The organism is Candidatus Limnocylindrales bacterium (assembly GCA_035626395.1).
GTDB lineage: Bacteria > Desulfobacterota > Binatia > UBA1149 > CAITLU01 > DASPNH01.
In genome coordinates this window covers 1-25,673 of sequence record DASPNR010000013.1, presented here as the reverse complement: position 1 = coordinate 25,673, position 25,673 = coordinate 1, and the positions used below count along the sequence as shown (strand labels likewise).

General features: G+C 67.8%; 23 protein-coding genes. 20 read left to right on the top strand and 3 right to left on the bottom strand.

Going from position 1 to position 25,673, the window contains the following annotated elements:
* The first annotated feature begins 42 nt into the window (after nucleotides 1-42).
* Nucleotides 43-1,794 carry an allophanate hydrolase gene (gene atzF / locus VEC57_06850; GenBank protein HYB98840.1) on the top strand — a complete coding sequence of 584 codons (1,752 nt, stop codon included), beginning with the start codon at nucleotides 43-45 and terminating at the stop codon, nucleotides 1,792-1,794.
* 118 nt (nucleotides 1,795-1,912) lie between these two features.
* On the opposite strand, the gene VEC57_06845 is transcribed toward atzF, so the two are convergent.
* Entirely contained in the window at nucleotides 1,913-3,298 is a 1,386-nt protein-coding gene (locus tag VEC57_06845; GenBank protein HYB98839.1) for a hypothetical protein, read from the bottom strand.
* 332 nt (nucleotides 3,299-3,630) lie between these two features.
* Between VEC57_06845 and VEC57_06840 the strand changes: the two genes are divergently transcribed.
* The 6 genes from VEC57_06840 (at nucleotide 3,631) to fsa (ending at nucleotide 8,675) form a co-directional block, all read left to right on the top strand.
* A complete protein-coding gene (locus VEC57_06840; GenBank protein HYB98838.1) occupies nucleotides 3,631-4,563 on the top strand; it encodes a hypothetical protein in 933 nt (310 codons plus the stop codon).
* Between the two features lie 45 nt (nucleotides 4,564-4,608).
* Nucleotides 4,609-5,451, top strand: coding sequence for a diaminopimelate epimerase (gene dapF, locus VEC57_06835; GenBank protein ID HYB98837.1), 843 nt, complete (start codon nucleotides 4,609-4,611; stop codon nucleotides 5,449-5,451).
* A gap of 135 nt (nucleotides 5,452-5,586) precedes the next feature.
* Nucleotides 5,587-6,465: a 4-hydroxy-tetrahydrodipicolinate synthase gene (gene dapA / locus VEC57_06830; GenBank protein HYB98836.1), complete on the top strand. Its 879-nt coding sequence runs from the start codon at nucleotides 5,587-5,589 to the stop codon at nucleotides 6,463-6,465.
* A 2-nt stretch (nucleotides 6,466-6,467) separates the two neighbouring features.
* The gene (gene dapB, locus VEC57_06825; GenBank protein ID HYB98835.1) at nucleotides 6,468-7,280 is read left to right on the top strand and encodes a 4-hydroxy-tetrahydrodipicolinate reductase; all 813 of its coding nucleotides are present in this window, start codon (nucleotides 6,468-6,470) and stop codon (nucleotides 7,278-7,280) included.
* A 93-nt stretch (nucleotides 7,281-7,373) separates the two neighbouring features.
* Entirely contained in the window at nucleotides 7,374-7,859 is a 486-nt protein-coding gene (gene folK / locus VEC57_06820) for a 2-amino-4-hydroxy-6-hydroxymethyldihydropteridine diphosphokinase (protein ID HYB98834.1), read from the top strand.
* A gap of 171 nt (nucleotides 7,860-8,030) precedes the next feature.
* The gene (gene fsa, locus VEC57_06815) at nucleotides 8,031-8,675 is read left to right on the top strand and encodes a fructose-6-phosphate aldolase (protein HYB98833.1); all 645 of its coding nucleotides are present in this window, start codon (nucleotides 8,031-8,033) and stop codon (nucleotides 8,673-8,675) included.
* 39 nt (nucleotides 8,676-8,714) lie between these two features.
* Here the strand turns inward: fsa and VEC57_06810 are convergent, their stop codons facing one another.
* Nucleotides 8,715-9,140 (bottom strand): hypothetical protein, encoded by a 426-nt coding sequence (locus VEC57_06810; protein HYB98832.1) that lies wholly within the window; start codon nucleotides 9,138-9,140, stop codon nucleotides 8,715-8,717.
* 139 nt (nucleotides 9,141-9,279) lie between these two features.
* Here VEC57_06810 and VEC57_06805 point away from each other — a divergent pair, with 139 nt between their 5' ends.
* The 6 genes from VEC57_06805 to VEC57_06780 all read left to right on the top strand — a co-directional run bounded on the left by VEC57_06805 (nucleotide 9,280) and on the right by VEC57_06780 (nucleotide 16,649).
* Nucleotides 9,280-10,359, top strand: coding sequence for a response regulator (locus tag VEC57_06805; GenBank protein ID HYB98831.1), 1,080 nt, complete (start codon nucleotides 9,280-9,282; stop codon nucleotides 10,357-10,359).
* Nucleotides 10,360-10,548: 189 nt separating this feature from the next.
* On the top strand, nucleotides 10,549-11,178 hold the full coding sequence (locus VEC57_06800) for a cob(I)yrinic acid a,c-diamide adenosyltransferase (GenBank protein ID HYB98830.1): 630 nt from the start codon (nucleotides 10,549-10,551) through the stop codon (nucleotides 11,176-11,178).
* Nucleotides 11,179-11,271: 93 nt separating this feature from the next.
* Nucleotides 11,272-11,946 carry an MBL fold metallo-hydrolase gene (locus tag VEC57_06795; protein HYB98829.1) on the top strand — a complete coding sequence of 225 codons (675 nt, stop codon included), beginning with the start codon at nucleotides 11,272-11,274 and terminating at the stop codon, nucleotides 11,944-11,946.
* A gap of 291 nt (nucleotides 11,947-12,237) precedes the next feature.
* Nucleotides 12,238-14,364 carry a hypothetical protein gene (locus VEC57_06790; GenBank protein HYB98828.1) on the top strand — a complete coding sequence of 709 codons (2,127 nt, stop codon included), beginning with the start codon at nucleotides 12,238-12,240 and terminating at the stop codon, nucleotides 14,362-14,364.
* A gap of 168 nt (nucleotides 14,365-14,532) precedes the next feature.
* The gene (locus VEC57_06785) at nucleotides 14,533-15,687 is read left to right on the top strand and encodes a hypothetical protein (GenBank protein ID HYB98827.1); all 1,155 of its coding nucleotides are present in this window, start codon (nucleotides 14,533-14,535) and stop codon (nucleotides 15,685-15,687) included.
* A 74-nt stretch (nucleotides 15,688-15,761) separates the two neighbouring features.
* Nucleotides 15,762-16,649: a 3-hydroxyacyl-CoA dehydrogenase family protein gene (locus VEC57_06780; GenBank protein ID HYB98826.1), complete on the top strand. Its 888-nt coding sequence runs from the start codon at nucleotides 15,762-15,764 to the stop codon at nucleotides 16,647-16,649.
* A 118-nt stretch (nucleotides 16,650-16,767) separates the two neighbouring features.
* On the opposite strand, the gene VEC57_06775 is transcribed toward VEC57_06780, so the two are convergent.
* On the bottom strand, nucleotides 16,768-17,700 hold the full coding sequence (locus VEC57_06775) for an ADP-ribosylglycohydrolase family protein (protein ID HYB98825.1): 933 nt from the start codon (nucleotides 17,698-17,700) through the stop codon (nucleotides 16,768-16,770).
* Between the two features lie 67 nt (nucleotides 17,701-17,767).
* Here VEC57_06775 and VEC57_06770 point away from each other — a divergent pair, with 67 nt between their 5' ends.
* The 7 genes from VEC57_06770 (at nucleotide 17,768) to VEC57_06740 (ending at nucleotide 25,391) form a co-directional block, all read left to right on the top strand.
* Entirely contained in the window at nucleotides 17,768-18,685 is a 918-nt protein-coding gene (locus tag VEC57_06770; protein HYB98824.1) for an NAD-dependent epimerase/dehydratase family protein, read from the top strand.
* On the top strand, nucleotides 18,682-19,578 hold the full coding sequence (locus VEC57_06765) for a lysophospholipid acyltransferase family protein (GenBank protein ID HYB98823.1): 897 nt from the start codon (nucleotides 18,682-18,684) through the stop codon (nucleotides 19,576-19,578). Before VEC57_06770 ends, VEC57_06765 begins: the two co-directional genes overlap by 4 nt.
* Before the next feature lie 89 nt (nucleotides 19,579-19,667).
* Nucleotides 19,668-20,849: a HupE/UreJ family protein gene (locus VEC57_06760; protein HYB98822.1), complete on the top strand. Its 1,182-nt coding sequence runs from the start codon at nucleotides 19,668-19,670 to the stop codon at nucleotides 20,847-20,849.
* 38 nt (nucleotides 20,850-20,887) lie between these two features.
* Nucleotides 20,888-21,571: an HAD family phosphatase gene (locus tag VEC57_06755; GenBank protein ID HYB98821.1), complete on the top strand. Its 684-nt coding sequence runs from the start codon at nucleotides 20,888-20,890 to the stop codon at nucleotides 21,569-21,571.
* A 121-nt stretch (nucleotides 21,572-21,692) separates the two neighbouring features.
* On the top strand, nucleotides 21,693-23,300 hold the full coding sequence (locus tag VEC57_06750; GenBank protein ID HYB98820.1) for a carboxyl transferase domain-containing protein: 1,608 nt from the start codon (nucleotides 21,693-21,695) through the stop codon (nucleotides 23,298-23,300).
* A gap of 68 nt (nucleotides 23,301-23,368) precedes the next feature.
* Nucleotides 23,369-24,886, top strand: coding sequence for a biotin carboxylase N-terminal domain-containing protein (locus tag VEC57_06745; GenBank protein HYB98819.1), 1,518 nt, complete (start codon nucleotides 23,369-23,371; stop codon nucleotides 24,884-24,886).
* Nucleotide 24,887: 1 nt separating this feature from the next.
* A complete protein-coding gene (locus tag VEC57_06740) occupies nucleotides 24,888-25,391 on the top strand; it encodes a biotin/lipoyl-containing protein (GenBank protein HYB98818.1) in 504 nt (167 codons plus the stop codon).
* Nucleotides 25,392-25,673: the final 282 nt, after the last annotated feature.

Here is a 25,673-nt window from a genome sequence, read left to right as displayed (position 1 = left end):
CAGCACTGGACCTGACGTCATTTTTCATCGCATGTCGCGGCAATGGATCTGACCGACATCGAAAGCCTCTCCGCCGCGCTGGCCAGCGGCAGGACCACGGCCACCAAAGTGGTGGAAGCGGTGATGGATGCCATCGAGCTGTCGAATCGGCCCGAGGCGTGGCTGCACGTGGTCGAGCGCGCCAGCCTGCTCGCGCGTGCCGAAGAGCTGGAACGCATCGGGCCACGGGCGCTGCCGCTGTACGGCATTCCCTTCGCGGTCAAGGACAACATCGACGTCGCCGGAATTCCCACCACTGCCGGCTGTCCGGCCTACGCGTACACGCCCGACCGCACGGCAACCGCGGTGGACTGTCTGCTCGCCGCCGGCGCCATCCTGGTCGGCAAGACGCACATGGACCAGTTCGCCACAGGCCTCGTCGGCACGCGCTCGCCGCATGGCCCGTGCCGCAACGCGCACGTTTCCCAGTACATCGCGGGCGGATCCAGCAGCGGCTCGGCGGTCGTGGTGGCCCAGGGCATCGTCAGCTTCGCGCTCGGCACCGACACGGCCGGCTCCGGCCGCGTGCCGGCCGTGCTCAACGGCGTCGTGGGCGTCAAGCCGTCGCGCGGCCTGATCAGCACCGACGGCGTCGTGCCGGCGTGCGCATCCCTGGATTGCGTTTCGGTCTTCGCACGCGGCTGCGCCGATGCAGAGCGCGTGCTTGCCGTGCTGGAGGCGAAGAAGACGCAGCCGGCTGCGCTTCCGACGAGGCGGCGCTCAAGCTCCTTCGTCTTCGGCGTTCCCGCTGCTGCCGAGCTGACCTCGCTCGATGGCGAAGCGCACGACCTGTTCGCGAAGGCCGTGGCGGCGCTGACGCGCGCCGGCGGCACGTGCGTCGAAATCGACTACGCGCCTTTTCGCGAGACCGCCGATCTCCTCTACGGCCGCGGCGCATGGCTGGTGGAACGCGACCGCTCCTTCGGCACGTTCCTGCGCGCGCATCCCGAGGCCGTCGATCCCACCGTCGCCGCCATCGTGGCCGAAGCCGCCGGCATCACGTCGGCGCAGATCGACGCTAGCCTGCAACGGCTCGTTCAGCAGAAGACGGCCACGCAACCGATTCTCGACGACATCGACGTGCTGGTGGTGCCGACGGTGCCGCAGCTCTTCACGATCGCGGACGTGCTGGCGCGTCCGCTGGAGGCGAGCCCGAAGATGGGCGTCTTCAACAATTTCGTGAACCTGCTGGGGCTGGCCGCCGTGGCCGTGCCCACCAATGCGTGGAGCTGCGGCGTTCCGTTCGGCATCACGCTGTGCGCGCCAGGCGGGTCGGACGCGCTGCTGCTCGAGATCGGTGCGGCGCTGGAATCCCGCGTCGCATCCGAGGTGCCGCGGCTGCGACGCCCGCATCGCATTGCGATTGCCGTGGTCGGCGCGCACCTGTCGGGCATGCCGCTGCATCACCAGCTGACCGAACGCGGCGCGCGGTTGGTGGCCGTCACGCGCACCAGCGCCGACTACCGGCTCTTCGCGCTGCCGGACACCTTGCCGCCCAAGCCGGGCCTGCAGCGCGTCAGCGAGAACGGCGCCGCCATCGAGGTCGAGGTGTGGTCGCTGACGCCGCAGGCTTTCGGCAGCTTCGTCGCCGCGGTGCCGCGACCCCTGGCGATCGGCCGCCTGACGCTCGAGGACGGCAGCGAGGTCAGCGGCTTCGTCTGCGAGCCGCAAGCATTGCGGGGAGCGCTCGACATCACCGACTACGGCGGATGGCGCGCCTACATGACGGGCGCCGGGGCGGCAGCCGCGCGCTAGCGCCGCCGGCATCGGCCGGCGCACTCCTGCGACATGCGATCGGGCCCCGCGTTCGCCCGAGACGCGAAAGCCGCCGCGCGAGCGCCCAACCGCCGGCTGCGGCACGAGCCGCGTGCCATCATCGCGTCCCGCTCTTCGGCAAGAAGCGCTGGCGCCAGCGCTGCCAGCGTGTGACGGGGGGCTTGCGGCCCGCGGTCAGCACCATCGAGAAGACCTCGTCTCCGGTGACCGTCTCGGTGCCTTCGGTGATCTCGTGTCCCGTCACCTCGATCACCGACAGGCGGACCGTTCCGTCCTTGAGGAAGTCGAGCTGCATGAAACCGGGGCTGTCCGGGCTCGAGTGCGCGAACAGCGTATGATTGGCAGCACCGACGGCCGAGGCTCGGGACCTGGCGCCGAGACCGCTGACCAGCGCGTAGTGCGGCCCCGGATGCGTGCGGAACACCTGCAGACTGTGATCGTGGCCGGCGGCGTAGACGAGCGCGGGGGCGCCTTTCTTCTCCGCCTCCGCCATGGCAAGGCGCAGGTAGGCGCGCAGCTGCTCGTTGCGTGCGTTCGAGAAGTCCTGCGGGCTCGGCGAGAAGTACTGCCGCGCCCACACCATCATCGTGCCGACCACCGGCATCGGCACCCACTCCATGTAGAACGGTACGTAGTGCCGCAGGAAGCGCATCGGGAACAGGTGCGTCCAGCCCTCGACGAAACCTCCGTGCGGCCCGTAGCTTTCGAGCGGGTGATGCGCCGCCACGACGGCGCGGCGTCCCTCGCGCGCGGCGATCTGCAGCTGCGTGACCAGCCCGTCGTGCACGGCGCCTTCGGTGACGTAGAAGCAGCCGGTCGGATTGTTGTCGGCCGTCGGCTTGCCGTCGGCGCGCGTCTCCAGGAACCACTGGGTGTCCATGGCGATGAGCATTCCGCGCGTGCCGAGCGGAATGGACACGGGTCCGGGACAGCCACCGGCCGGCAGCAGCATGACGTTGTTGCCCTGCTGGCGCGCGGCCTCGATGAACTTGCCCTGCTCGAGGATGCGGTCCCAGCCGCCGAGTTCGAACTGGTCCCAGTCGTGATTGCCGGGGATGAAGATCGCGGGGATCTGCGTGCCGCGCACGACGTCGATCTGCGAATTGAGGCAGCGCTCGGCCTCCTTGCGCGTGTCGATGAGGTCGGGAAGCAGGACCTTGGATGCCTCGGTGACCTCGGCGAGCGGATCGGGCATGTCGACCTTCGGCATTCCGCGCTCGTAGACGTTGTCGCCGAGGAAGACGACGGTGGTCCGCTCCGGAAGCTCGCGCGCCTTCTTGGTCAGGAGCTGCAGCACCGGCTCGCCGGCGCGATTGGGATCGCCGGCATCGCCGATCAGCAGCAGGCGCGCGTCGATCGCGCTGACGTCGCAGGCCGCGCACGACTGGTCGATGTCGAAGCGGTAGTAGGGTCGCTGGTGCGCGCAGCCGCCGGTCGCGACTACGACGGTAAGCAGGATCGTCAGCGGCAATCGCCGGGGCACGCTACCTCCAGTTCGGCTCGAGTGATCGCAGCGGCCAGATCGGCGCACTGCATCGCCCGTTTCATAGCACGAGCGGACCAAGGGAACAGGGCCGGCGGCGCGCGGCCGCAGCGCGCATGCTCGAACGGCCTCCGCATCGGAATTCCTCGATGCTGTCGGCCCGCATCCCGGCGTCATCGAAGTCGTGTTTCGGCCGGTACCCCATTGGGGCGTCTTGTCTCGGCGCACGATTCCATGGCAGCTTCGGTGCACGTTCCCGGAGGGATGCGGCGATGCAGTCGAACCATCAGCGACAGGCCGTGTGCATTGCCGCACTGGCCGCGATGCTATCCGTGGCGGCCATGCCTTCGCATGCCGGCGGTCTCTGCCAGACCTACGACGTGAAGGAAGACTGGAGCGAAACCTCCAATCCGAACGGTCCGTGGTCCTATCGCGAAGGCGGCAACCCGCTGCCCCACGTCGAGGCCTGGCAGCGCATCGCCGGCGGATGGAGCGAGTTCCAGCCTGGATGGGCCGAGTCCGAGGACGACACCAACAGGCTGCCGTTCTGGTTCCAGAGCAACGGCAAGGCCACCTTCGAGCGCGACTTCCTCGCGGGCGACATCGTCGTCCACACATGGGACGCCAGCAACGGCCAGGGCAACGGCCAGGCCGAGCTGGTCTGGACGAGCCCCTTCGACGGCGTCATCTCCATCACCGGCTCGACGTGGATGGGGCGCGACATCGGCCGCGCCATCAACTGGTCTCTCCTGCACGAAGACACGGTGCTGACGACCGGCAGCATCTCCTCGGGCGACATCTACTCGCGAGGTGCGCCGTTCCACTTCGCCGCCGGGTCGGGCGGCGCCGGCGTGCTCGAGAACATCGAGGTCGCCGCCGGAGACGAGATCCGCCTGAGGATGGAGACCGCCAGCTCCTCCGGCGACTTCGCCGGCGTGCGCATGGAGGTCGTCTGCCAGTCGGTCGGGTCGACGTCGACGACGACCACGACGCTGCCCGGTGCGTGCGGAGACCCGCTTCTGGTCTATCGCGACGACGTGGCCGGCGACGAAGGCTCGGCAGCGGACTCGGAGGGAGTCGGCGCGACGATCAATGCCTCGGATGCACTCTACGTGCTGCGCTCGGCGGTCGGATCGGCGACCTGCGATCTGTGCGTGTGCGACGTCAACGCGAGCAGCTCGATCACCGCGACCGACGCTCTCATCGTTCTGCGCAAGGGCGTCGGTCAGGATGTTCCGCTGACGTGTCCGCCCTGCGGCGATTGACCGTGCGCATTTCGCCTTGACCGCCGCGGCGGCTATATCGCCGCCATGGAGCTGACGTTCACCAAGCTTCACGGCTGCGGCAACGACTACCTGTTCGTCGACTGCACGCGCCAGCCGCTGCACGATCCTGCGACGATTGCGCGCTTCGTCTCCGAGCGCCGCACCGGCGTCGGCAGCGACGGCCTCATCCTGATCTGCCCATCGCAAGAGGCCGACTTTCGCATGGAGATGTACAACGCCGACGGCAGCCGCGGGCAGATGTGCGGCAACGGCATCCGCGGCGTCGGCAAGTACGTCTTCGACCACGGGCTGACGGTCAAGGACGAGCTGCGCATCGAGACCGACTGCGGCATCAAGGAGCTGCAGCTCGAGCACCGCGGCGGCCGGGTCGAGCGCGTCCGCGTGGAGATGGGCCAGGCAATCCTGGAGGGCCGCGACATCCCGGTGGCCGCCGACGGGCGCGTCGTCGATCACCAGCTGGAAGTGGCCGGCCGCATCTGGCGCGTCACCTGCGTCTCCATGGGCAATCCCCACTGCGTGACGTTCGACGAGGATCCAAGCGGGCTGGACCTCGAGAAGATCGGACCATCCTTCGAGCACCATCCGTTCTTCCCCCAGCGCGTCAACACCGAGTTCGTTCGTGTGGACTCGCCGACCGAGCTGACGATGCGAGTATGGGAGCGAGGCTCGGGCGAGACGGCCGCGTGCGGCACCGGCGCGTGCGCGGTGGTGGTGGCCGGCGTGCTGACCGGACGAAGCCAGCGGCGTGCGCTCGTGCACCTCAACGGCGGAGATCTCGAGATCGAGTACCGCCAGGACGGAAGCGTGGTGATGACGGGGCCGTCGGTGGAAGTCTTCACCGGGACGATCGCGTTGCCGGGCCGGTAGCGCGCGGCGCATCGACTCGCGCCGCGTCGCGGGAGCAATGCAGCTTCGGCCGCTTGCGCCGGCCCGCCGCTCCCGCCACACACAGCCGACGAACGACCCGGAGCGCCGCCATCCGCGCCCGCCGCAGAGGACATCATGTTTCGAGGAACCTACACCGCTCTGGTGACGCCCTTTCGCGACGGCGCCATCGATGAAGAGGCGCTGCGCCGCCTCATCGACGAGCAGATCGCCGCCGGCATCGAAGGCATCGTGCCGTGCGGGAGCACCGGCGAGTCGGCCACGCTCAGCCACGACGAGCACGAGCAGGTCATCAAGCTGTCGATCCAGCAGGCGCGCGGCCGCATCAAGGTGATGGCCGGCACCGGCTCCAACAACACCGCCGAGGCGTGCAACCTGACGCGCGCGGCCGCGGAGGCCGGCGCGGACGCGGCGCTGCTGATCAGCCCGTACTACAACAAGCCGACCCAGCACGGGCACATCGAGCACTACAAGGCCATCGCCGCAGCGAGCGATCTGCCGCTGATCGTCTACAACATCCCCGGGCGCACCGGCATCAACATGACGCCCGAGACGATCGCGCGCCTTGCTGAAATCAGGAACATCGTCGGCGTGAAGGAAGCCTCGGGGTCGGTGGATCAGTGGCTGCGCATCATCCAGCTGTGCGGTCCCGACTTCTGCGTGCTTTCGGGCGACGATGCCGTGACGGTGCCGCTCATGTCGATCGGAGGGCACGGCGTCATCAGCGTCATGTCCAACGTGGTTCCGGCGCGCGTCAAGGCCATGGTGGACGCGGCTCTCGCCGGCGACTTCGCGCGCGCCGCCAAGCTGACCTACGAGCTTCTGCCGCTGTTCCAGACCATCGGCCTGGAAGTGAACCCGATTCCGGTCAAGGCCGAGCTGGCCATGCTCGGCAAGATCCGCAACGAACTGCGCCTGCCGCTGACGCCGCTGTCGCCCGAGCCCGAAAGGAAGGTTCGCGAGGTGCTGCGCGCGCAGGGCCTGCTGAAGGACTGACCGTGACGCGCGTTCCATTGATCGTACTGGGCGCCGGCGGGCGCATGGGCCGGCGCATCATCGCCCTGTCGCAGGCCGGAGACGCGACGACGGTGGCCGCGGCCGTCGAGGTGCCCGGCTCCGAGCTCATTGGGCGCGACGCGGGCGAAGTGGCCGGCATCGACGCCATCGGCGTGGCCATCACCGGTCACTTCGCGGCTGCGACCAGGGCGGCGGGCAGCGGCGCGGTGGCCGTCGACTTCACGTCGCCCGAGGCGGCCATCGAGCATGCACGCACGGCCGCCGAGACGGGCACGCCCATCGTCATCGGCACCACGGGCCTGACTGCCGCGCAGCGCGGCGAGATCGAGGAGCTGTCGACGAAGGTCGCGATCCTGCAGGCGGCCAACATGAGCCTCGGCGTCAACGTGCTGCTCGGGCTGGTTCGGCAGGCGGCCGCCAGGCTCAGCGGCTTCGACATCGAGATCGTCGAGCTCCACCACAACAAGAAGAAGGACGCGCCGTCGGGCACGGCGCTGGCGCTGGCCGAGGCGGCGGCGCAGGCCGCGCGGCTGAAGGCGCCCTCCGCGTTCACGCTGGCCCGTCAGGGCATGACCGGTGAGCGCAAGGCCGGCGAGATCGGCGTGGTGGCCCTGCGCGGCGGCGACAACGTCGGCGAGCACACGGTCATGCTGATCGGCACGGGCGAGCGCGTGGAGCTGACGCACCGGGCGGCCTCGCGAGACTGCCTGGCGGCCGGAGCGGTGCGGGCCGGTGCCTGGCTGGCCGGCAAGCCCGCCGGCCTCTACTCGATGGAAGACCTCCTGGGCCTCTAGCGGACCGTCGCTATCGCAGACGCACATTCTCGCCGTTGCTAGCCCCCCTCCAAAGCGGCTATATCGCGCGCAACTGGAATCGCCGTGAGCCATATGGCGTACATCGCGATCGGCACCAACCTCGGGGACCGGCTGCGTAACTACAAGACGGCGCTGGAAAAGCTTTCCAGCCTGCCGACGACGCGCATCACCCGCCGATCCTCGCTGTACGAAAGCGAGCCGCACGGAAAGGCTCGCAACTGGTTCCTCAACGGCGTCGTCGAGATCACGACCGAGATGGAGGCGCCGAGCCTGCTCAAGGAGCTGCAGAAGATCGAGACGGCGCTCGGCCGCAAGCGCGATCCGGCCAAGACGTCCGTGTCGCGAGAGATGGACCTGGACATCCTCCTGTTCGACCACGAGGTGATCCAGAGCAAGAACCTCAAGGTCCCGCACCCGCAGGTCCCCAACAGAAAGTTCGTGCTGCTGCCGCTCGCCGAGCTGGCGCCCGCCTTTCACCACCCCGTGCTGGGGTCGACGGTTTCCTCGCTGCTTGCGAATACGCCGGACAAGAAGAAGGTGATGCTGTTTCGGTCGTGACCGAGGCCGCACTCGGGTCGCGGGCCTTGCGTGGCGATGTGCACGACCGCACGTCGACGAAGGCGCGGCGCCGGAATAGGAACGCGCCACCCGGCGTCCGGTCCTGCACTCGGGCTGCTCGAATCCAAGGCCGAAACCGACGCCCGCGGCGGCGTCAAGGATGAGTTTGCCATGAAAATCTTCATCGACAGCGCCGACATTGCAGAGATCCGCGAGGGCGTGGCCCTCGGCGTCGTCGACGGCGTCACCACCAATCCGTCGCTCGTCGCCAAGACCGGACGCCGCTTCGAAGAGGTGCTCGCCGACATCTGCGAGATCGTCGACGGCCCGATCAGCGCCGAGGTCACCGCCGAGGACTTCAAGGGAATGGTCGAACAGGGCCGCAAGCTGGCGGCGCTGCATCCGAACATCGTCGTCAAGGCGCCGATCACCTATGACGGCCTCAAGGCCACGCGCGCGCTCAGCGACGACGGCATTCGCGTCAACGTTACGCTGATCTTCCAGCCCTCGCAGGCGCTGCTCGCAGCCAAGGCCGGCGCCGCCTACGTCAGCCCGTTCGTCGGGCGCCTCGACGACATCTCCGAGGACGGCATGGGCCTGATCTCGAACCTCGTCGAGATCTTCTCGAACTACGACTACGACACCGAGATCCTGGTGGCCAGCGTGCGCAGCCCCACCCATTTCGTCGACGCCGCGCGCATGGGAGCCGACGTGGCCACCTGCCCGTTCAGCGTCATCAAGAGCCTGCTCTCGCACCCGCTGACCGACATCGGGCTCAGGAAGTTCCTCGACGACTGGAAGAAGGTGCCGCAGTAGGGCGGCCTTCCCAGGTGCCGCCGCAGGGCACCGAACCCGTCATTCCTCTTCGAGCGCTGCGACCGTTCGCCGAGCCGACGCCGACACCTTTTTGGCCAGCTCGTCGACGCGAGCACGATCCTCGTCCGAAGCCTCGGCTACTCGCAGCCGGTCCAGCAGCTCCACCATCTGACGGTAGGCCTCGATGGTCTCGCGCATGGCCACGAGCGATGCCGGCGGGTCCTGCCGGTCGCTGATGCGCGCGAACTGGTCGGCACGTTCGAGCGGATACTGCATGGTCTCGATGTCGGAGTTGGAGAGCCGGTGCCCCGCAGCCATGGCGTCGCGTGCATCCAAAGCCAGCCGCTCCAGCAGCTCGACATGGGTTCGGGCAAGGTCGGCGTAGCGCAGCCAGTAGCAGCCCGCAGCAGCGGCCAGCATCACCGCAGCCGCCATGCCGGAAAGAAGCGCTCGTCGAGTGAGCATCGTCGGACTCTTATGTTGGCCGGGCTGACCGGCAAAGCGTCCCTGTGTCGGGGGACGGTCCGCCGAAGTCGGCGTCTTGACTCCCTTTCGCCGCGGCCTACGATGCTTTGGTTACGGAGTCCCTCGAAGATCCGGTCTCTTGAAAGAGCTTCCAAAAGTCTACTTCGAACGTCTTCTCGAGACCTCGCCCGACATCGTCGTGGCGGTGGACAAGAACGGCACCATCATCTTCTACAACGACGGGGCCGAGGAGACGCTCGGCTACGAAGCCGAGGAGGTCCTGGGCACGCCGGTCGTGCGCCTCTATCCCACGGCCAACGAGGCCCGCCGCGTGATGTCGTCGATGCGCGCCGGCAAGGGGCACGTTTCGACGTTCGAAACCGAGTTCATCTCCAAGGACGGGCGCGCGGTCCCCGTGGCCATCTCCGGCTCCATCATCCATGACGAGAAGGGTCGGGAGCAGGGCAGCATCGGCTTCGCCAAGGACATCGGCAAGCTGCGCAAGCACGACCAGCTCGCCACGCTCGGTCAGCTGGCGGTGACGCTGGCGCACGAGATCAACAATCCGCTCGAGGTCCTGGTCAACCAGGTCGAGCTGCTCGAGCGCTATCTCAAGCAGAAGGCGAGCGAGGAAGACTACACGCGCGAGCACGACCGCATCGCGGCGATCAAGCGCGAGCTGCGGCGCATCCAGACCATCGTCGAGCGCGTCGGCGAGATGGCGGCCGAGGGCAACTACCAGACCAGCGAGTACATGCCGGGCCGTCTGATGACGGACCTTGGCCTGGAGAACGAGCCGGGACCGCCGCCGCCTCCTCCGCCGCCGGCGCCGCCCGAATGTCACCTGCGCGGCAAGAGCGTGCTCGTGGTCGACGACAACGAGGAAGTGCGCACGTCGATGGCCGACATCCTCGGCGGCGAGGGATGCCAGGTCTTTACGACCGGATCCGGCGTGGAGGCCTTGAAGGTGCTGGACGAGAAGCCTGTCGACCTCGTCATCAGCGACGTGCAGATGCCCGACATGGACGGCTACGAATTGTTCCGCCAGATTCGCGCCGACCACAGCGAGCTGCCGGTGGTGCTGATGACGGCGTACTACTACGACAAGGATCACGTAATCAAACGCTCCAAGGCCGAGGGGCTGCGCGACGTGATCTTCAAGAAGCCCATCGATCCGAGCCGGCTGCGGGAGCTGGTGGAGGCCAGAGCCGGCGGCTGAGCTGGGACGGCCGCGCGGAGTGGCGCATCCGCCGCGTTGCCGGACTCGTCGCTCGCTGCGGCGGGCCTCCAGCCCGCCTACGCTCGCTTCTCGCCCGGCGCCTTGCGGCTGCACCGCTGCGCGCGGCCGTCCAGCGACGTTTGGTCAGGGGCATTGGTCATGACGTGCGGTTCTTCGTAGAGACGGTCCGTGAGCATTCGCATCAATCGCGTTTACACCCGCACGGGCGACGACGGCACGACGGGGCTCGTTGGCGGCAAGCGCGTTGCCAAGGACGATCCGCGCATCGCTTCGTACGGCGAGGTCGACGAGCTGAACAGCGTGCTCGGTGTCGTGCGCGCGTTTCTGGCGCAGGAGCCGTATGCGGGCACGTCGGCGGCCGAGCGCATCGACTCGGTGCTCGCGTTCGTGCAGCAGGAGCTGTTCGACCTCGGCAGCGAGCTGGCCACGCCGCCGGAGGCCGAGTACGAAGGAATGATTCGCGTCGGCGACGATGCGATCGCTCGCCTCGAAGCATGGATGGACGAGCTGCAGCCCGACCTTCCCGAGCTCAAATCGTTCGTGCTTCCGGGCGGCGGAACCGCCGGCGCGATGTTGCACGTCGCACGCACGGTGTGCCGGCGCGCCGAGCGTCTGGCCACTTCGCTGATGCGCGAGGGCGCCTGCTCGCCGCAGGCCGCGCGTTACCTCAATCGCCTCAGCGACCTCCTCTTCGTCCAGTCCCGCTGGATCGCCCACGCCACCGGCCACGGCGAAGTCCTCTGGCAGCACGGCCTCGAACCCCCGCCCCCCGGCCGCAAAGCGCGGGGCCGACGATAAGCGCGGGGCCGAGATGAGCATGGAGTCCGGCATCTCGTGCACTGCAGAACGATGCTCAATGCAAGACCTGACCCCGTTCCCACGGAGCATGGAATGTCGCTAGCGATCAAGCAGATCGAGATCGGGCCGATGGCCAACTACGTCTACGTCATCGCCGACATGGAGCAGCGCAAGGCGATGCTGGTGGACCCGGCCTGGGACATCCAGGCGTTGCTCGATGAGCTGGACAAGGATGGCCTCGAGCTGACCGGCGCCCTGATCACCCACTACCATCCCGACCACATAGGCGGCGACTTCATGGGCCATCACATCGAGGGCATCGGCGAGCTGCTCGGTGCCCGCGGCTGTAAGGTCTACATGCACAAGGAGGAGGCGCCGTACGTGGCCCGCCAGCTCGGCATGACCCACGCCGACTTCGTCTCCTGCGACGGCGAGACCACCGTCGACATCGGCCGCATACCGCTTCGCCTGATCCATACCCCTGGCCATACGCCGGGTTCGCAATGTTTTCTCGTGGACGGCAACCTGGTCTCCGGCGATACGCTCTTCATCGGCTCCTGCGGCCGCGTCGACCTGCCCGGATCGGACCCGAGCCAGCTCTACTACAGCCTCAACGACAAGCTGAAGAAGCTGCCCGACGACACCGTCCTGCTGCCCGGCCACAACTACGCCGCCGAGCGCACGTCCACGATTGGAAAGGAAAAACGCTCCAATCCGTTCCTGCGCTTCGAGCGCCTGGACGACTACCTTCGGACGATGGGCTTCTGACGCCGGCTCTTTGCACGCGCTGCGTCGAAGCTGGCGCCGCTCGAACATCGCCCCGCGCCGACGCCGGCTCCTTGCAGCGGCGCTGCAATTAGACAGCGGCCGCAACGCCCCCAAGGCGGGCGGACTGGCAGCGTTTTTTTCTTGCCGACGGTTTGTCAAAAGACCAGGTCACTCTTGACTGAAATGCCGCAACAGCAGATAGGAGAACGGCTCGGGACGCCGGTGCAGCCGCATCGACGGAACCAGACAAAAAGGAAGACTTCCCTAAGTCCCACAGGAGGAGAGAATCGAATGACTGCACGACTGCTCGTCAGTGCGGTGACGGTAGCGACGGTTTGCATCGCAGCGGCAGGCACGGCCTCCGCGCAAGATGCGAAGTGTCACGCGACCATCGCCAAGAACATCGGAAAGTATCAGGCCACGCTCATGAAGGCCGTCAGCGGCTGCCACAAGGCCCGCAACGGTCTGAAGACCGCGGAAAGCCGCAACTGCAACGACGTCGTGACCGACGGCGCCGACCTCAAGGGCACGCTGAACGACACGCGCGACAAAGTCCGTGCCGCCATTGACAAGGGCTGCGGCGCCGCCTCCGGCACCAACTTCGCCAACATCCAGGCGCTGTACCCGCGCTGCCCGGTCCCGGTGAAGGACGCTGACGACGGCGAAACCACCACCGGCATCGACACCGTCGCCGAGCTCTCGAACTGCCTTATCGCGCTGTCGGACGAGTACGTGACCCGCCTCTCGACCTCGATCCTCGGCAACCCCGACGTTTCGGATGGTGCGCTCGCCAAGGAACTCGCTTCCTGCCAGGGCGCGATCGCCAAGACGGCGTCCAAGGCCATTGCCACCGCCGGCAAGGAGCGCGCGAAGTGCCAGGCTGCGAAAGAGAAGCTCACGGGCACGGCGCTCGACTTCGGCGCGGACTGCGCCATCGGCGACCCCAGCGGCAAGATCGAACCGACGCTCAGCGCGGTCAACTTTGCCATCGACGCTTCGTGCGGCCCGCTGACCGGTGACCAGCTGCGCAGCCTCGGCGTGTGCGGCCAGTCCGAGGACCAGCTGATCGAGTGCGTCGTCGACCGCGTCGTCCGGCCTCTGGCCAACGGCCTCGCCGCCGCTGCCCAGGAGCTGCCCGGCACCTGCCCGGCCTCGGCCAACGTGCTGATCAACTCCGGCTATGGCGTCAAGCAGACCGACACCGTCCTCGACTCCGGCTACACCGGTCTCGCGCACGGCGTCGACGTCATCGACCGCTACCTCGGTGCGGTGAACCTCAGCAACTGCGATGACGACTGCGACAACTGCGACGTCACCCTGGATCCGACTCCGGTCCCCGATAACTACACCGGCACGTACAGCACCTGCCGCTGCAGCAACGACGTCACCATCAACTGCGACGTCATCAACGGCGCCGACACCGAGTGCGGTGGCAACACCTGCCAGTGCTTCTTCGGCCCGCCGCTGCCTCTGTCCTCGGCCAGCACGCCGGTCTGCGTCAGCAACCGTTTCGCGGCCGAGTTCGATGGCACGACCATCGGCCTGGGCGAGTACAGCGTGACGACGGCGACCAAGGCGGTCGTGCACACGGGCATCAACGTGTCTCAGCCGTGCCCGACCTGCGACGGCGAGACCGAGGCGCAGTACAACAACGGCGTTCGCCAGGGCACCTGCAATGGCGGCACCCGCAATGGTTCGGCCTGCGACGTCAACGCGACCAGCCTGGACTTCGGCAACACCAGCTTCGACTGTCCCCCCGACCCCGGCACGAACATCTCCGGCACGGGTCTGACGCTGGCGCTCGAGTTCTCGAGCGGCACGCAGTCGATCACGGCGGCTCTGGCCGGCGGCGGCTGCAGCGTGCCTCCCTGCCACTGCATGCAGTGCAGCGGCGACACGACCATCGGCTGCAGCTCCAACGCCGAGTGCGCGGCTGCCGGTGCGGGCACCTGCACCAGCGGCACGCAGTCCAAGCAGAACGACTGCGTGGACGGCATCGCCGGCTGCGTCGACGTGGGCAACAACCAGGGCCAGTGCGATTCCGACACCCCGACCGTCTCACACTGCGACGGCCTGGTGCGTGCGGACGACCGCAACGGCGCCGTCGGCATCATCACGTGCAGCGACGATTCCGACTGCGACGCCCTCGACCCCGACTGCCCCGGCAACGACTGCGGGAGCTGCGTTCCCGACCAGATCCGCAGCTGCTTCCTGCCGACGATCACCACCACCGGCGATCCTGGCATCTTCGAGAGCAACGGCATCTCGACGTTCTGCACGGCGCAGACGTCCAACCCGGGCGTCAACAGCGCCGGCGGCCTGCCGGGCCCCGGCCGCGTCAAGCTGAACTTCAACTTCGACCTGTATTGCGCCAACGGCACGCAGTACAACCTGCCGGGCGGCTCCAACTGCCCGTAGGCTGAACCCGTCGCGCGCTTCCTTGCGGAAGCCAGCGAAGGCCTGAAGGAGCCCCCGCGTCGCAAGACGCGGGGGCTTTTTCGTTTCAGCGGCGCACGGCCGTGTTGTCTTCGACCACCGGCCGCGTTAGTTTCCGGCGCCTTTTTTCAACCCGTACAGGAGCTGACGATGACCGTGAAAACCGACGCATGGGTGCTCTACGCCGGTGAGAAGGGTGCGCCTCCGCAGCGCACCGAGCTCGTTCGCGAGATGTTCGAGTTCGACGATCCGGGGCCGAACGAGGTGCTGGTGTCGCCGCTGTTCGGTTGCATGGAAGGCAACATGGGCCATTCGGTGGAGCGAAAGCCCATCGACATCTGCATCGCACGCAACGAGCCCAAGGTGGTCGTCGGCAATGCCGGCGTATGCCGCGTCGAGAAGGTCGGCACCGCCGTCACCACGGTTCGCGAGGGAGACACGGCCATCCTGTTCTGCCTCGGCCAGCCGGACAAGTTCGGCTATCCGGAAAAGATCTTCGGCTACGACGACCCCGGCACCATCGGGTTCCTGGCCAAGCAGACCAAGCTCAAGGCGCACCAGGTCATCCCGATTCCGGCCAAGACCCAATATCCGCTCGAGCAGTGGGCGGCGTTTTCCCTGCGTTACGTCACGGCGTGGTCCAACTGGGAGCTTGCCTGGGGCACGCTGCGCCTGCTGCTGAACGCCGAGGAGCTGCCGCACCCGGAAGTGTGGGGCTGGGGCGGCGGCGTCACGCTGGGAGAGCTGGCGCTGGCCAAGCACGCCGGCTGCAACGTCGCGCAGATCGCCTCGACCGACGAGCGGCTGCTGACGATCGAGAGCCTCGGCATCCGCGCGATCGACCGCCGCGAGTTCCGCGATCTGTACTTCGACAAGAAGCGCTTCCGCGTCGATGAGGAGTACACCAGGAAGTACCTGGCTGCCGAGAACATCTTCATGAAGAAGGTCGAGGAGATGACCGGCGGCAACATGGTCAACATCTTCATCGACTACGTGGGCGTGCCCGTCTTCCGTGCGACGCTGAAGGCGCTGGCGCGCGAGGGCATCATCACGACGGCCGGATGGAAGGAAGGCATGATGATCGAGCTGGTGCGTGCCAGCGAGTGCATCGCACGCCACCAGCACATCAACACTCACTACGCGCGCTACCAGCAGGGCGTGGAGGCGGTGGCCTTCGCCGAGAAGAACGGCTGGCTGCCGCCACTGGACACGCGCGTCTACGACTACGACGAGATCCCGCAGCTCTTCGCGGACTACAAGGCCGACAAGGTCGGCTGGTTCCCCGTCTTCCGCGTCAACGGATAGAGACAGATGGGTTCAGGTGTGAATTACGGTTTCTCGATAACCGTAAACTCAAGACCTGACCCGAAGGAATGGATATGAGCATCCAGAAGGTTGCAGTACTCGGCGGCGGACAGATGGGCTCGGGCATCGCGCAGGTGGCGGCGGCGGCCGGCCTGGACGTGGTGATGATCAAGGCCACGCCGGGGCCCAGCGACAAGGCCCGCGGGGCCATCGAGAAGCAGCTGGCGGCCCAGGTCGAGCGCGGCAAGCTCGAGCAATCGGCGATGGACGCGACGATGTCGCACCTGACGTTCACCGACAAGATCGAGGACGCCGCCGACGCCGACGTCTTCATCGAATCGATCGTCGAGGACATCGCGACCAAGCGCGAGAAGTTCGCGGACGCCGACCGCATCTGCAAGCCCACCTGCATCCTGGCCAGCAACACCTCGACGCTGTCGATCACGCAGATGCAGGCGGCAACGCGCCGCGCCGACCGCTTCATCGGCCTGCACTTCTTCAACCCCGCCACGGTGATGAAGCTGGTCGAAGTCATTCCGACGGCCAGCACCGATGCGGCGGTGACGGCCGATGCCGTCGCGTTCGTGGAAAAGCTCGGCAAGACGCCGGTGCTCGTCAAGGACGAGACCGGCTTCATCGTGAACCGCCTGCTGACGCCGTACATGGTCGACGCGATCCGCTGCGTCGAGTCCGGCCTGGCCGACATCGCCGGCATCGACACGGCCATGCAGCTCGGTGCCAATCATCCGATGGGCCCGCTGGCGCTCGCCGACTACATCGGCCTCGACATCGTGCTGGCGATGTCGCAGAACCTCTACTCGACGTTCAAGCAGGACTACATGAAGCCGACGCCGCTTCTGGAGAAGCTCGTCGAGCAGGGCCATCTCGGCCGCAAGACCAAGCTCGGCTTCTACGACTACTCGGCCAAGCCGCCGGTGGCCAACAAGGCGCTGCAGAAGTGAGCGTGTTCGGGAGCGCGCGCCGCTCCTGAGCCGCGGATACCGTTACTTGGCTCGCGCACGTCGCGTGCGATCTCGCGCACGCGCAACCTGGCCCGCGGGTTCCGCGCTTACGTGCCCGCTACCGTGCCAGCGCCTCGAGCGCCCTCGCCGCCCGCAGCATCGCCTGCGCGTCGATCTGCGCACGCTCGAGCGCATCGATCCAGGGCACGGGAACATCCTCGATGCCGTGGAATGCGCCGGCCAGGGCCGCGGTCATCGCAACGATCGACGTGGCATTGCCGCCGAGCGCGACCGCTGCGCTGACGGCCTCGGTGAAGCTGCCGCTGTGGCTGGCAAAGCACGCCAGCGCCGTGACCACCGATCCCAGCGCCGTCTGATTGTTGCCGAGCCGGCCGACCACGACGGCCGGCTCCCACGACCGCTGCACGATGCTCTGCGCCGTCTCCAGATGCGTCCGATATTCGCGCGTGTGGACCTCGGTAAGGATCGCATCCAGGAAATCCGCCGGCTCCAGTGCATCGCCACGCGCCGAAAGCGCCGCCGCCACGCCCAGCGCGAACACCACCGCGCCCTCGACGCCGAATGCATGCGTGTGCGTCACCGCCGCGGCCTCCTCGGCGACCCAGCGCAGGCGCTCGACATCGTGCCCGAACATCAGCCCGATCGGCGCGCTGCGCGTAGCCGCCGCGTTGCCGGCGCAGCCGCGGCCGTGTCCGGTGCCGACCTCGCGCCAGTCCAATCCCGCACGAAGACGTGCAATCGCTGCGGCAGTGCCCTGCCCGTAAACGCGCGCCTCGTGATGGCGCGCCACCAGGCGCCGCGCGAAGTCGTCGCCGTCGAAGTCGGGCTCCGCCGCCAGCGATTCCGCCAGCGCCAGCGTCATCTCGGTGGTCGAGCCGTAGAGGCCGGGGCGAAGCGCATGAATGCCGCGGTCGTCGCGGCGGCGGTGGCGAATCATCGCCGCCGACGCATTCTCGACACGCGAGCCGAGGCTGTCACCGATCATGACGCCGAGGAGGCAGCCTTCGAAGTGGGACACGCGCTCGCTCATGAGCCGCGCATTATGGCCGAACCGCCCGTTTATTGTACCCGTGCTCGTTTTTGCGTAATCCCACCGCGTGCCGAAGCTGCTGATCACGGGCATCTCGGGCGCTCAGGGGCGTCTGCTCGCCAAACGTGTGTGCAGGAGCTGGCAGGTCATCGGCGTGGACCGCGAGCCGTGGCCCAGCGCGCCCGACGGCGTGGTCGTGCATCAGTTCGACCTGATCAAGCGCCGCTTCGAGGACATCTTTCGCACCGAGAGGCCCGATGCCGTCGTGCACGGCGCCTTCATCCGGCACTTCCGCTCCGATCCCGCCACGCGCCACGAGATCAACGTGGCCGGCACCAAGCGCATGCTCGAGCATTGCGCGGAATACGGCGTCAAGCAGGTCATCGTCCTGTCGAGCTCGTACGTCTACGGCGCCCTTCCCACCAACCCGCGCTACATGGACGAGGACCATCCTCTGAATGCGTCGCGCAATTTTCCGGAGATTCGCGACCTGTGCGAGGTCGAGGGCCTGGTGGGTGCGTTCCTGTGGCGCTATCCGGAGATCGCCACGTGCGTGCTGCGTCCTGCCAACACGCTGGGCGCGGGCGTCCATAGCGCGATCGGCACGTACCTGAAGCTCCCGGCGGTGCCGACGATCATGGGCTTCAACCCGATGATGCAGTTCATCCACGCCGAGGACGTCGCCGAAGCCACCGAGATCGTGCTGCACAAGAAGATCCGCGGCGTCTACAACGTGGCCGGTCCGGGCGCGGTGCCGATCAAGCGGGCGATCCGCGAGATCGGCCGTGCGCGCATCTCGATTCCGGATCCGATCGCGCACCTGCTCATCGGCACGCTCTTCAACCTGAGCGTGTACCAGTTCCCGCCGGGCGCCATCGATTACATCAAGTATCCCTGCACGATCAGTGACGCGCGGTTCCGATCGGCGACCGGATTTCGGCCGCGCCACTCCCTGGCGGAGATCTTCGCGAGCGTATCCGCATGAAAGATCCTGTCGACGTCTTCGAATCGCTCGTCGATCAGATCGGCGCGCTTGCCAGCGGAATCGCGTCGCCGATCTCGGATCTTGCGGCGGAGATCGACGAGAAGGTCAACCGCATTCCGACCGAGCTCAACGAATACGGCTACGACCGCTGGGGCTACAGCCCCAAGGCATTCAAGCGCTTCATCCTGCCGGCGGCGGTGATGTATCGCTACTACTTCCGCTGCCAGACCACCGGGCTGCACAACATTCCGCAGGGACGCGTTCTCCTGATCGGCAACCACGCCGGCCAGATTGCGTTCGACGGGCTGATGGTGTCGACGGCGTGCGTCCTCGAAGGCAATCCGCCGCGACTCGCGCGCGGCATGGGCGAGTATTGGCTGGGAACTCTGCCCTACCTCAGCGTTCTGCTGGACCGCACCGGGAGCGCGGTCGGCACGCGCGAGACGGCAGTGGACATGCTGCATCACGGAGAATGTGTCCTGGCCTTTCCCGAAGGCGTACGCGGCATGAACAAGCTCTATGCGGATGCGTACAAGCTGATGGAGTTCGGACTCGGATTCATGCGTCTGGCGCTGGAGACGGGCACACCGGTCGTTCCGGTTTCCATCGTCGGCTCCGAAGAGCAGAACCCCGGCTTCGCCAACGTGGCGCCGCTGGCACGGCTCCTCGGCATGCCGTCGTTCCCGGTGACGCTGACGTTTCCGTGGCTCGGGCCGCTCGGCATGTGGCCGCTGCCGGTGCGCTATCGCATCGAGTTCGGCGAACCCATGGTGTTCGAGGGCCATCACGAGGACGAGGACGACGTCATCGAGGAGAAGGTCAACCAGGTGAAGGCGGCCCTGCAGGCCCAGCTCGACCGCGGCCGGGCGGCGCGCGAGAGCATCTTCTTCTGAACGTGCTGGCTCGGTTGCCAAGGGTGCGGGCGCTGCCCGCAAGGCTCCTGCCGGCCGCGCCGCCGCTGGCGCCGGCGCGACCGCACAGGATGCTCGCGGCCGCGGCAGTGCTGGCGCTCGCGCTGCAAGCGCTGCCCGCGCACGCACACCTCGGCAACATCAGCTACAGCGACATCGACGTCTCCGACCGCGGCGCCGTCCTGCGGCTGAAGTACGCGGCGCATCTGACTCCGGGCTTTCCCACCGAGGGCGGCGGCAAGCTGTCGCGCGCGCAGGTGCTCGGATTGCAGGACAGCGTGCAGGCGTGGATGCAGGAAACCGTCGAGCTGCGCGTGGCCGAAGGCCGCTGCACTCCCTCGGTCGACAACCTGATCGGTCCCGACCTCAACGACGATCTCCAGGTCATCGTGCTGTGGAAGTGCCCGGCCCAGCGCATCCCGTCGCTGCGCGTCACGTTCCGCGCCTTCAACGACATGCTGAAGGACTGGCAGAACATCGCCTCCGTGCGCTTTGCCGGCCAGAGCTACAGCACCGTCTTCACGCCCACCAGTGCGCGTCTGACGGTGGGCGCGCCGATGCCGGATGCGGGAGACGGCGGCGCCGGCTCCGGGGAGACAGGCGCCGAGCCGCGCAGCGGCGCGGGTCGCGGCGACGCCGAAGACGGCGGTGCTGCCGGCCGTGAACATGGCGGGGATTCGAGCGCCGACGCCGCCGGTACCGGCGATGCGCTGCGGCGCTTCTTCGAGCTCGGCGTCGAGCACATCTGGACCGGTTACGACCACCTGCTGTTCCTGTTCGGCGTGCTGCTGGCTGGCGGCGGCATCCGGCGGCTGGTCGCGATCGTCACCTCGTTCACCGTCGCGCACAGCATCACCCTGGCACTGGCGGCGCTCGGGCTCGTGCAGCTTCCCTCCGGTCCCGTCGAGGTCGTCATCGCGCTGAGCATCGTCTACGTCGCCGTCGAGAACATCCTTGGCTGGGCGGGCGACCGGCGAGCGCTGGTGACGTTCCTTTTCGGGCTCATTCACGGCTTCGGCTTCGCCGGCATCCTTGCGGAGACGGGCCTGCCGCCGGGCGGCGTGGCCGTGCCGCTGCTGGCCTTCAATCTCGGCGTCGAAGCGGGCCAGCTCGTCGTCCTCGTCATCGTTGTCCCGGTGCTGCGCCTGCTGCTGCGCGGAGCGGCGGCGCGTCCGCTCACCATCGTCCTGTCGGGCATGATCGCGCTGGCAGGGCTGTTATGGGCGATCGAGCGGATTGGCGCGCTCGCCTGAATTGGCCCCGTCCGCGATTTCGATTACACCTGCCGGCCATGCCTCAGCCCGACTTCGATCCGGCCGCCATCCGCGCAGCCGTCTTCGACTATGGCGGCGTGCTGATCGAAGGCGGCCCGCGCGAGGTCGTCGCCTTCGGCCTGAAATGCGGGCTGACCGAGGACGTGTGGAAGCCGCTGCGCCGGCGCATCTTCGGCAATGAAGGGCGCTGGGCCGAGCTCGAGCGCGGCGAGATCAGCTTCCAGACGTTCATCGACGAGCTGCGCGAGGAGGTCGAGAAGGCCGGCGGCAACGTCGACGCCGCCACGGCCGCCGCGTTCATGGGCGATCCCGAGCCGATGGCGCAGAAGATGCGGCTGCGCACGGAAGTCATCGACGCGGTCTCGCGCATCCGCCGCCGCATGCCCACCGCGCTGCTGACCAACAACATCGTGGAGTGGCGCGCCGACTGGCAGGGGCTTCTCGACATTCCCTCGCTCTTCGACGTCGTCATCGACTCGAGCGCGGTTGGCTGCAGAAAGCCCGAGCCGCGCATCTACGAGATCACGCAGCAGCGCCTCGGCGTGCCGCACCAGCAGATCTTCTTCGTCGACGACATCGGACAGAACCTCAAGGCCGCGCGCGCGCTGGGATGGAAGACGCTGCTGTTCACCGAGCCCGGGGAGGTGCTGCCGGTGCTGCATGCGCTCGTTACGGGCGACAACCACAGGAGGCCGCGATGAGGACTGGCGGCGCGGTTGCAGGACGAGGGCGAGGTGCTGCCGGTGCGGCATGCGCTCGCTACCCGCGGCAACCACGGGACGCCGCGACGAAGTCTGCCGGCGCGGTTGCAGGACCAGGGCGATGAAGAGGCTCGCCAGTCAGATTCGGACCTCCTCGCCGGAGTTTCGCGACAACACCGCGCGCAACCGGGAGCTGGCGGCCGAGCTGAGAGAGCGGCTGGCCGAGGCGCGCCTCGGCGGCCCCGAGTCGGCGCGCAAGCTGCACACCAGCCGCGGCAAGCTGCTGCCGCGCGAGCGCGTGGAGCGGCTGCTCGATCCGGGCACGCCATTCCTGGAGCTGTCGCCTCTGGCCGCGCACGGCCTCTATGACGGGCAGGCGCCGGCGGCGAGCATCGTCACCGGCATCGGCACCATTCAGGGCCGACGCGCCGTCGTCATCGCCAATGACGCCACGGTCAAGGGCGGCACGTACTTTCCGATGACGGTCAAGAAGCACCTTCGTGCGCAGGAGGTCGCGCTCGAGAACCGTCTGCCCTGCGTCTATCTCGTCGATTCGGGCGGCGCGTTCCTGCCGATGCAGGACGACGTCTTTCCCGACAAGGAGCACTTCGGCCGCATCTTCTTCAACCAGGCCAACATGAGCGCGCTGGCCATTCCGCAGGTGGCGGTCGTCATGGGCTCGTGCACGGCGGGCGGCGCCTACGTGCCGGCGATGTGCGACGAGACGGTGATCGTCAGGGAACAGGGCACGATCTTCCTTGCGGGCCCGCCGCTGGTGAAGGCGGCCACCGGCGAGGAAGTCACCGCCGAAGATCTCGGCGGCGGCTACGTGCACACCGGCACGTCGGGAGTGTCGGATCATCTGGCCGACGACGACAGCGACGCCATCCGCATCGCGCGCCAGATCTTCGAAAGCATTCCACCGTCGCGCGGCTGCCCGCTGGAGATGAGCGAGCCCGAAGAGCCCTACTACGACCCTGCCGAGATGTACGGCATCGTGCCGCCCGACAATCGCCGCGCCTACGATGTGCGCGAGGTGATCGCGCGCATCGTCGACGGCAGCTACTTCCACGAGTTCAAGGCCCGCTACGGGCCCACCATCGTCTGCGGCTTCGCGCGCATTCACGGCTACCCGGTCGGCATCGTCGCCAACAACGGCGTGCTGTTCTCGGAATCGGCCCTGAAGGCCACCCACTTCATCGAGGTGTGCTCGCAGAGGATGATCCCGCTGGTCTTCCTGCAGAACATCACCGGCTTCATCGTCGGGCGCGAGTACGAAGCCAGGGGCATCGCCAAGGATGGAGCCAAGATGGTCACGGCCGTGGCCACAACGCGCGTTCCCAAGTTCACGGTGCTGATCGGCGCCAGCAACGGCGCCGGCAACTACGGCATGTGCGGCCGCGCCTACTCGCCGCGCTTCCTGTTCATGTGGCCGAACTCGCGCATCTCGGTGATGGGCGGCGAGCAGGCAGCGTCGGTGCTGCTGCAGGTCAAGCTGGCGCAGTACGAGAAGGAAGGCCGCACGATGCCCGAGGAGGAGCAGGCGCGTTTCAAGGCGCCGGTTCTCGAGAAATACGAGCGCGAGGGCAGCCCCTACTACAGCACCGCCCGGCTCTGGGACGACGGCGTGATCGATCCGCTCGAGACACGCCAGGTGCTGGCGCTGGCGCTGGCGGCGTCGTTCAACCGGCTGCCGGAGGAGACGCGGTTCGGGATCTTCCGGATGTAGGCGTCGCGCGTCGGATGTGCCGAGGAAGCGGTTGTCCGACGACGAAGCGACCGCTATGGAGCCTTCCCATGCCGGCGCAAGGCCCCATCCGAAAGCTCCTCATCGCCAACCGTTCCGAGATCGCCTGCCGCATCGCGCAGACGGCGCGCGAGATGGGCATCGGCACCGTGGCCGTCTACTCCGACCCCGATGCCGGCAGCGAGCACGTGCGCGCCGCCGATGAGTCGGTCGCGCTCGGTGGCTCGACCTCGGCCGAAAGCTACCTGGCCATCGACAAGCTGCTCACGGCCGCCAAGCAGACCGGGGCCGACGCCGTCCATCCCGGCTACGGCTTCCTGGCAGAGAACGCCGGGTTCGCACGCGCCGTTGCCGACGCCGGCCTGACGTTCGTGGGGCCTACGCCCGAGGCCATCGATGCCATGGGCGACAAGATCCGCGCACGCGAAGCTGCCGAGAGGGCCGGCGTTCCGGTGCTGCCATCGGCGCCGGTGTCGCAGGATCCCGGCGCCAATCGCGAAGCCGCCGAGCGGCTGGGCTTTCCGGTGCTCGTCAAGGCCGCGGCCGGCGGCGGCGGGCGCGGCATGCGGCGCGTCGATGATGCGGCCGCTCTGGCCGAGGCGGTCGCTTCGGCGCAGCGCGAGGCCGGCTCCGCGTTCGGTGATGCCCGCGTGTACATGGAGAAGTTCGTCGTCGGGCCGCGTCACATCGAGATCCAGATCTTCGGCGACAGTCACGGCAACGCGCTCCACCTGGGCGAACGCGAGTGCTCGGTGCAGCGGCGTCATCAGAAGATCATCGAAGAAGCGCCCTCCCCCGTCGTTGACGCCGCACAACGTGAGCGCATGGGCTCGGCGGCAGTCTCGCTGGCCAGGACGATCGGGTACCGCAGCGCCGGCACCGTCGAGTTCGTGGCGGCGCCGGACGGACAGTTCTACTTCCTGGAAGTGAACACGCGCCTCCAGGTCGAGCACGCCGTTACCGAGATGATCACCAACACCGACCTGGTGCGCTGGCAGCTGGAGGTCGCGAGCGGCGAGCGGCTGCCGGAAAAGCCGCCGGCGCCGCGAGGCCACTCCATCGAATGCCGCGTGTGCGCGGAAGATCCGGCCAATGGCTTCCTCCCTTCTGCCGGCAAGGTCCGCCGCGTCGATCATCCACGCGGCGTCGGCATTCGCGTGGACTCCGCGCTGCGCGACGGATGGGCGGTGCCGATTCAGTACGATTCGATGCTGGCCAAGGCCGTGACGTGGGCGCCCGATCGCCCTCACGCGATCCGTCGCATGATCGCGGCGCTGGAAGGCTTTCCGATTCTCGGGCTGACGACCAACATTCCCTTCCTCATCGACCTGCTGAAGAGCGAGCGCTTCGCCACGGCGCAGTTCTTCACGACCACGATCGGCGAGGAGTATGCGGACTGGAAGCCGCAGCCGGGCGCCGCCCTCGATGCGGCCGCTGCTGCAGTGGCGCTGCTCGTCAAGAGCGGCCGCACGCGCGGCGGCGGCGCGGCAGGCGACGGCGCGGCCGCGCAGCGCATCCCTGGCCCCTGGGACACGCTCGGCGCCTGGCGCGTGGGCGGGAGGGCCTGACATGGAGCTGCGTTTTCGCGTCGGCAACCAGCTTCTGGAGCTCGTGGCGAGCGAGCACGATGGCAGGCCGGTCATCAACATCGGAGAGCGCGACGTCGTGCTGGACGATGTCAGCATCGACGACCGCTACGTCTCGCTCGTCATCGGCGGCAAGACGCACCGTCTGCTCTATGAGAGCGAGCGCGGCCACGTCTTCATCGGCAGCGCAGGGCACGTGTTCGAGTTCGTGCCGGGCGAAGAGGCCGCGGCCGACGCCGCCGGCGGCGCCGCGCGATTCACGCCGGAGATCAGCTCGCCCATGCCCGGCAAGGTCCTGCAGGTGCTCGTCGCGCCGGGGGACGAAGTCGAAGCGGACGCGGCGCTGCTGCTGCTCGAAGCGATGAAGATGGAGACGACCGTGCGCACGACGCACCGTGCGCGCGTGGTCGAGGTGCGCGTCGAGGTCGGCGGAATGGTCGGGCCGGGTGACGTGCTCGTCAAGCTCGAGGAGCTGCCGGAGGCGTAGCGGAGGCGTGCAAGCGCCCCGCGGCGGTCGTACACCGCAGCGCACCCGACGTGCAGGAACACAGAGGCCCCGTCTTCCCCTGACAATCGCGGCAGTGCTGACGTTAAATGTGCGGCCACTGTCGCGCACCGGTTCGGCGCTTCATTTCTGTAGATACACATCGCCGCGCAGCCGCATCAGCGGCGGCTTTCCGGGCCGGCAGCCGAGTTCCCACAGCAGGTTGTCGGGCGCGCAGCCGGTCAGGCGGATGCGGCCGCGGTGGATGAAGTCGCGGTGGTGCTC

Bases quoted from the DNA above. Each gene is read 5' to 3' on its own strand.
- atzF (HYB98840.1), top strand. From the start codon at position 43: ATGGATCTGACCGACATCGAAAGCCTCTCCGCCGCGCTGGCCAGCGGC.
- dapF (HYB98837.1), top strand. From the start codon at position 4,609: ATGGAGCTGACGTTCACCAAGCTTCACGGCTGCGGCAACGACTACCTG.
- dapA (HYB98836.1), top strand. From the start codon at position 5,587: ATGTTTCGAGGAACCTACACCGCTCTGGTGACGCCCTTTCGCGACGGC.
- folK (HYB98834.1), top strand. From the start codon at position 7,374: ATGGCGTACATCGCGATCGGCACCAACCTCGGGGACCGGCTGCGTAAC.
- fsa (HYB98833.1), top strand. From the start codon at position 8,031: ATGAAAATCTTCATCGACAGCGCCGACATTGCAGAGATCCGCGAGGGC.
- VEC57_06810 (HYB98832.1), bottom strand. From the start codon at position 9,140: ATGCTCACTCGACGAGCGCTTCTTTCCGGCATGGCGGCTGCGGTGATG.
- VEC57_06795 (HYB98829.1), top strand. From the start codon at position 11,272: ATGTCGCTAGCGATCAAGCAGATCGAGATCGGGCCGATGGCCAACTAC.
- VEC57_06790 (HYB98828.1), top strand. From the start codon at position 12,238: ATGACTGCACGACTGCTCGTCAGTGCGGTGACGGTAGCGACGGTTTGC.
- VEC57_06785 (HYB98827.1), top strand. From the start codon at position 14,533: ATGACCGTGAAAACCGACGCATGGGTGCTCTACGCCGGTGAGAAGGGT.
- VEC57_06780 (HYB98826.1), top strand. From the start codon at position 15,762: ATGAGCATCCAGAAGGTTGCAGTACTCGGCGGCGGACAGATGGGCTCG.
- VEC57_06775 (HYB98825.1), bottom strand. From the start codon at position 17,700: ATGAGCGAGCGCGTGTCCCACTTCGAAGGCTGCCTCCTCGGCGTCATG.
- VEC57_06765 (HYB98823.1), top strand. From the start codon at position 18,682: ATGAAAGATCCTGTCGACGTCTTCGAATCGCTCGTCGATCAGATCGGC.
- VEC57_06760 (HYB98822.1), top strand. From the start codon at position 19,668: ATGCTCGCGGCCGCGGCAGTGCTGGCGCTCGCGCTGCAAGCGCTGCCC.
- VEC57_06755 (HYB98821.1), top strand. From the start codon at position 20,888: ATGCCTCAGCCCGACTTCGATCCGGCCGCCATCCGCGCAGCCGTCTTC.
- VEC57_06750 (HYB98820.1), top strand. From the start codon at position 21,693: ATGAAGAGGCTCGCCAGTCAGATTCGGACCTCCTCGCCGGAGTTTCGC.
- VEC57_06745 (HYB98819.1), top strand. From the start codon at position 23,369: ATGCCGGCGCAAGGCCCCATCCGAAAGCTCCTCATCGCCAACCGTTCC.
- VEC57_06740 (HYB98818.1), top strand. From the start codon at position 24,888: ATGGAGCTGCGTTTTCGCGTCGGCAACCAGCTTCTGGAGCTCGTGGCG.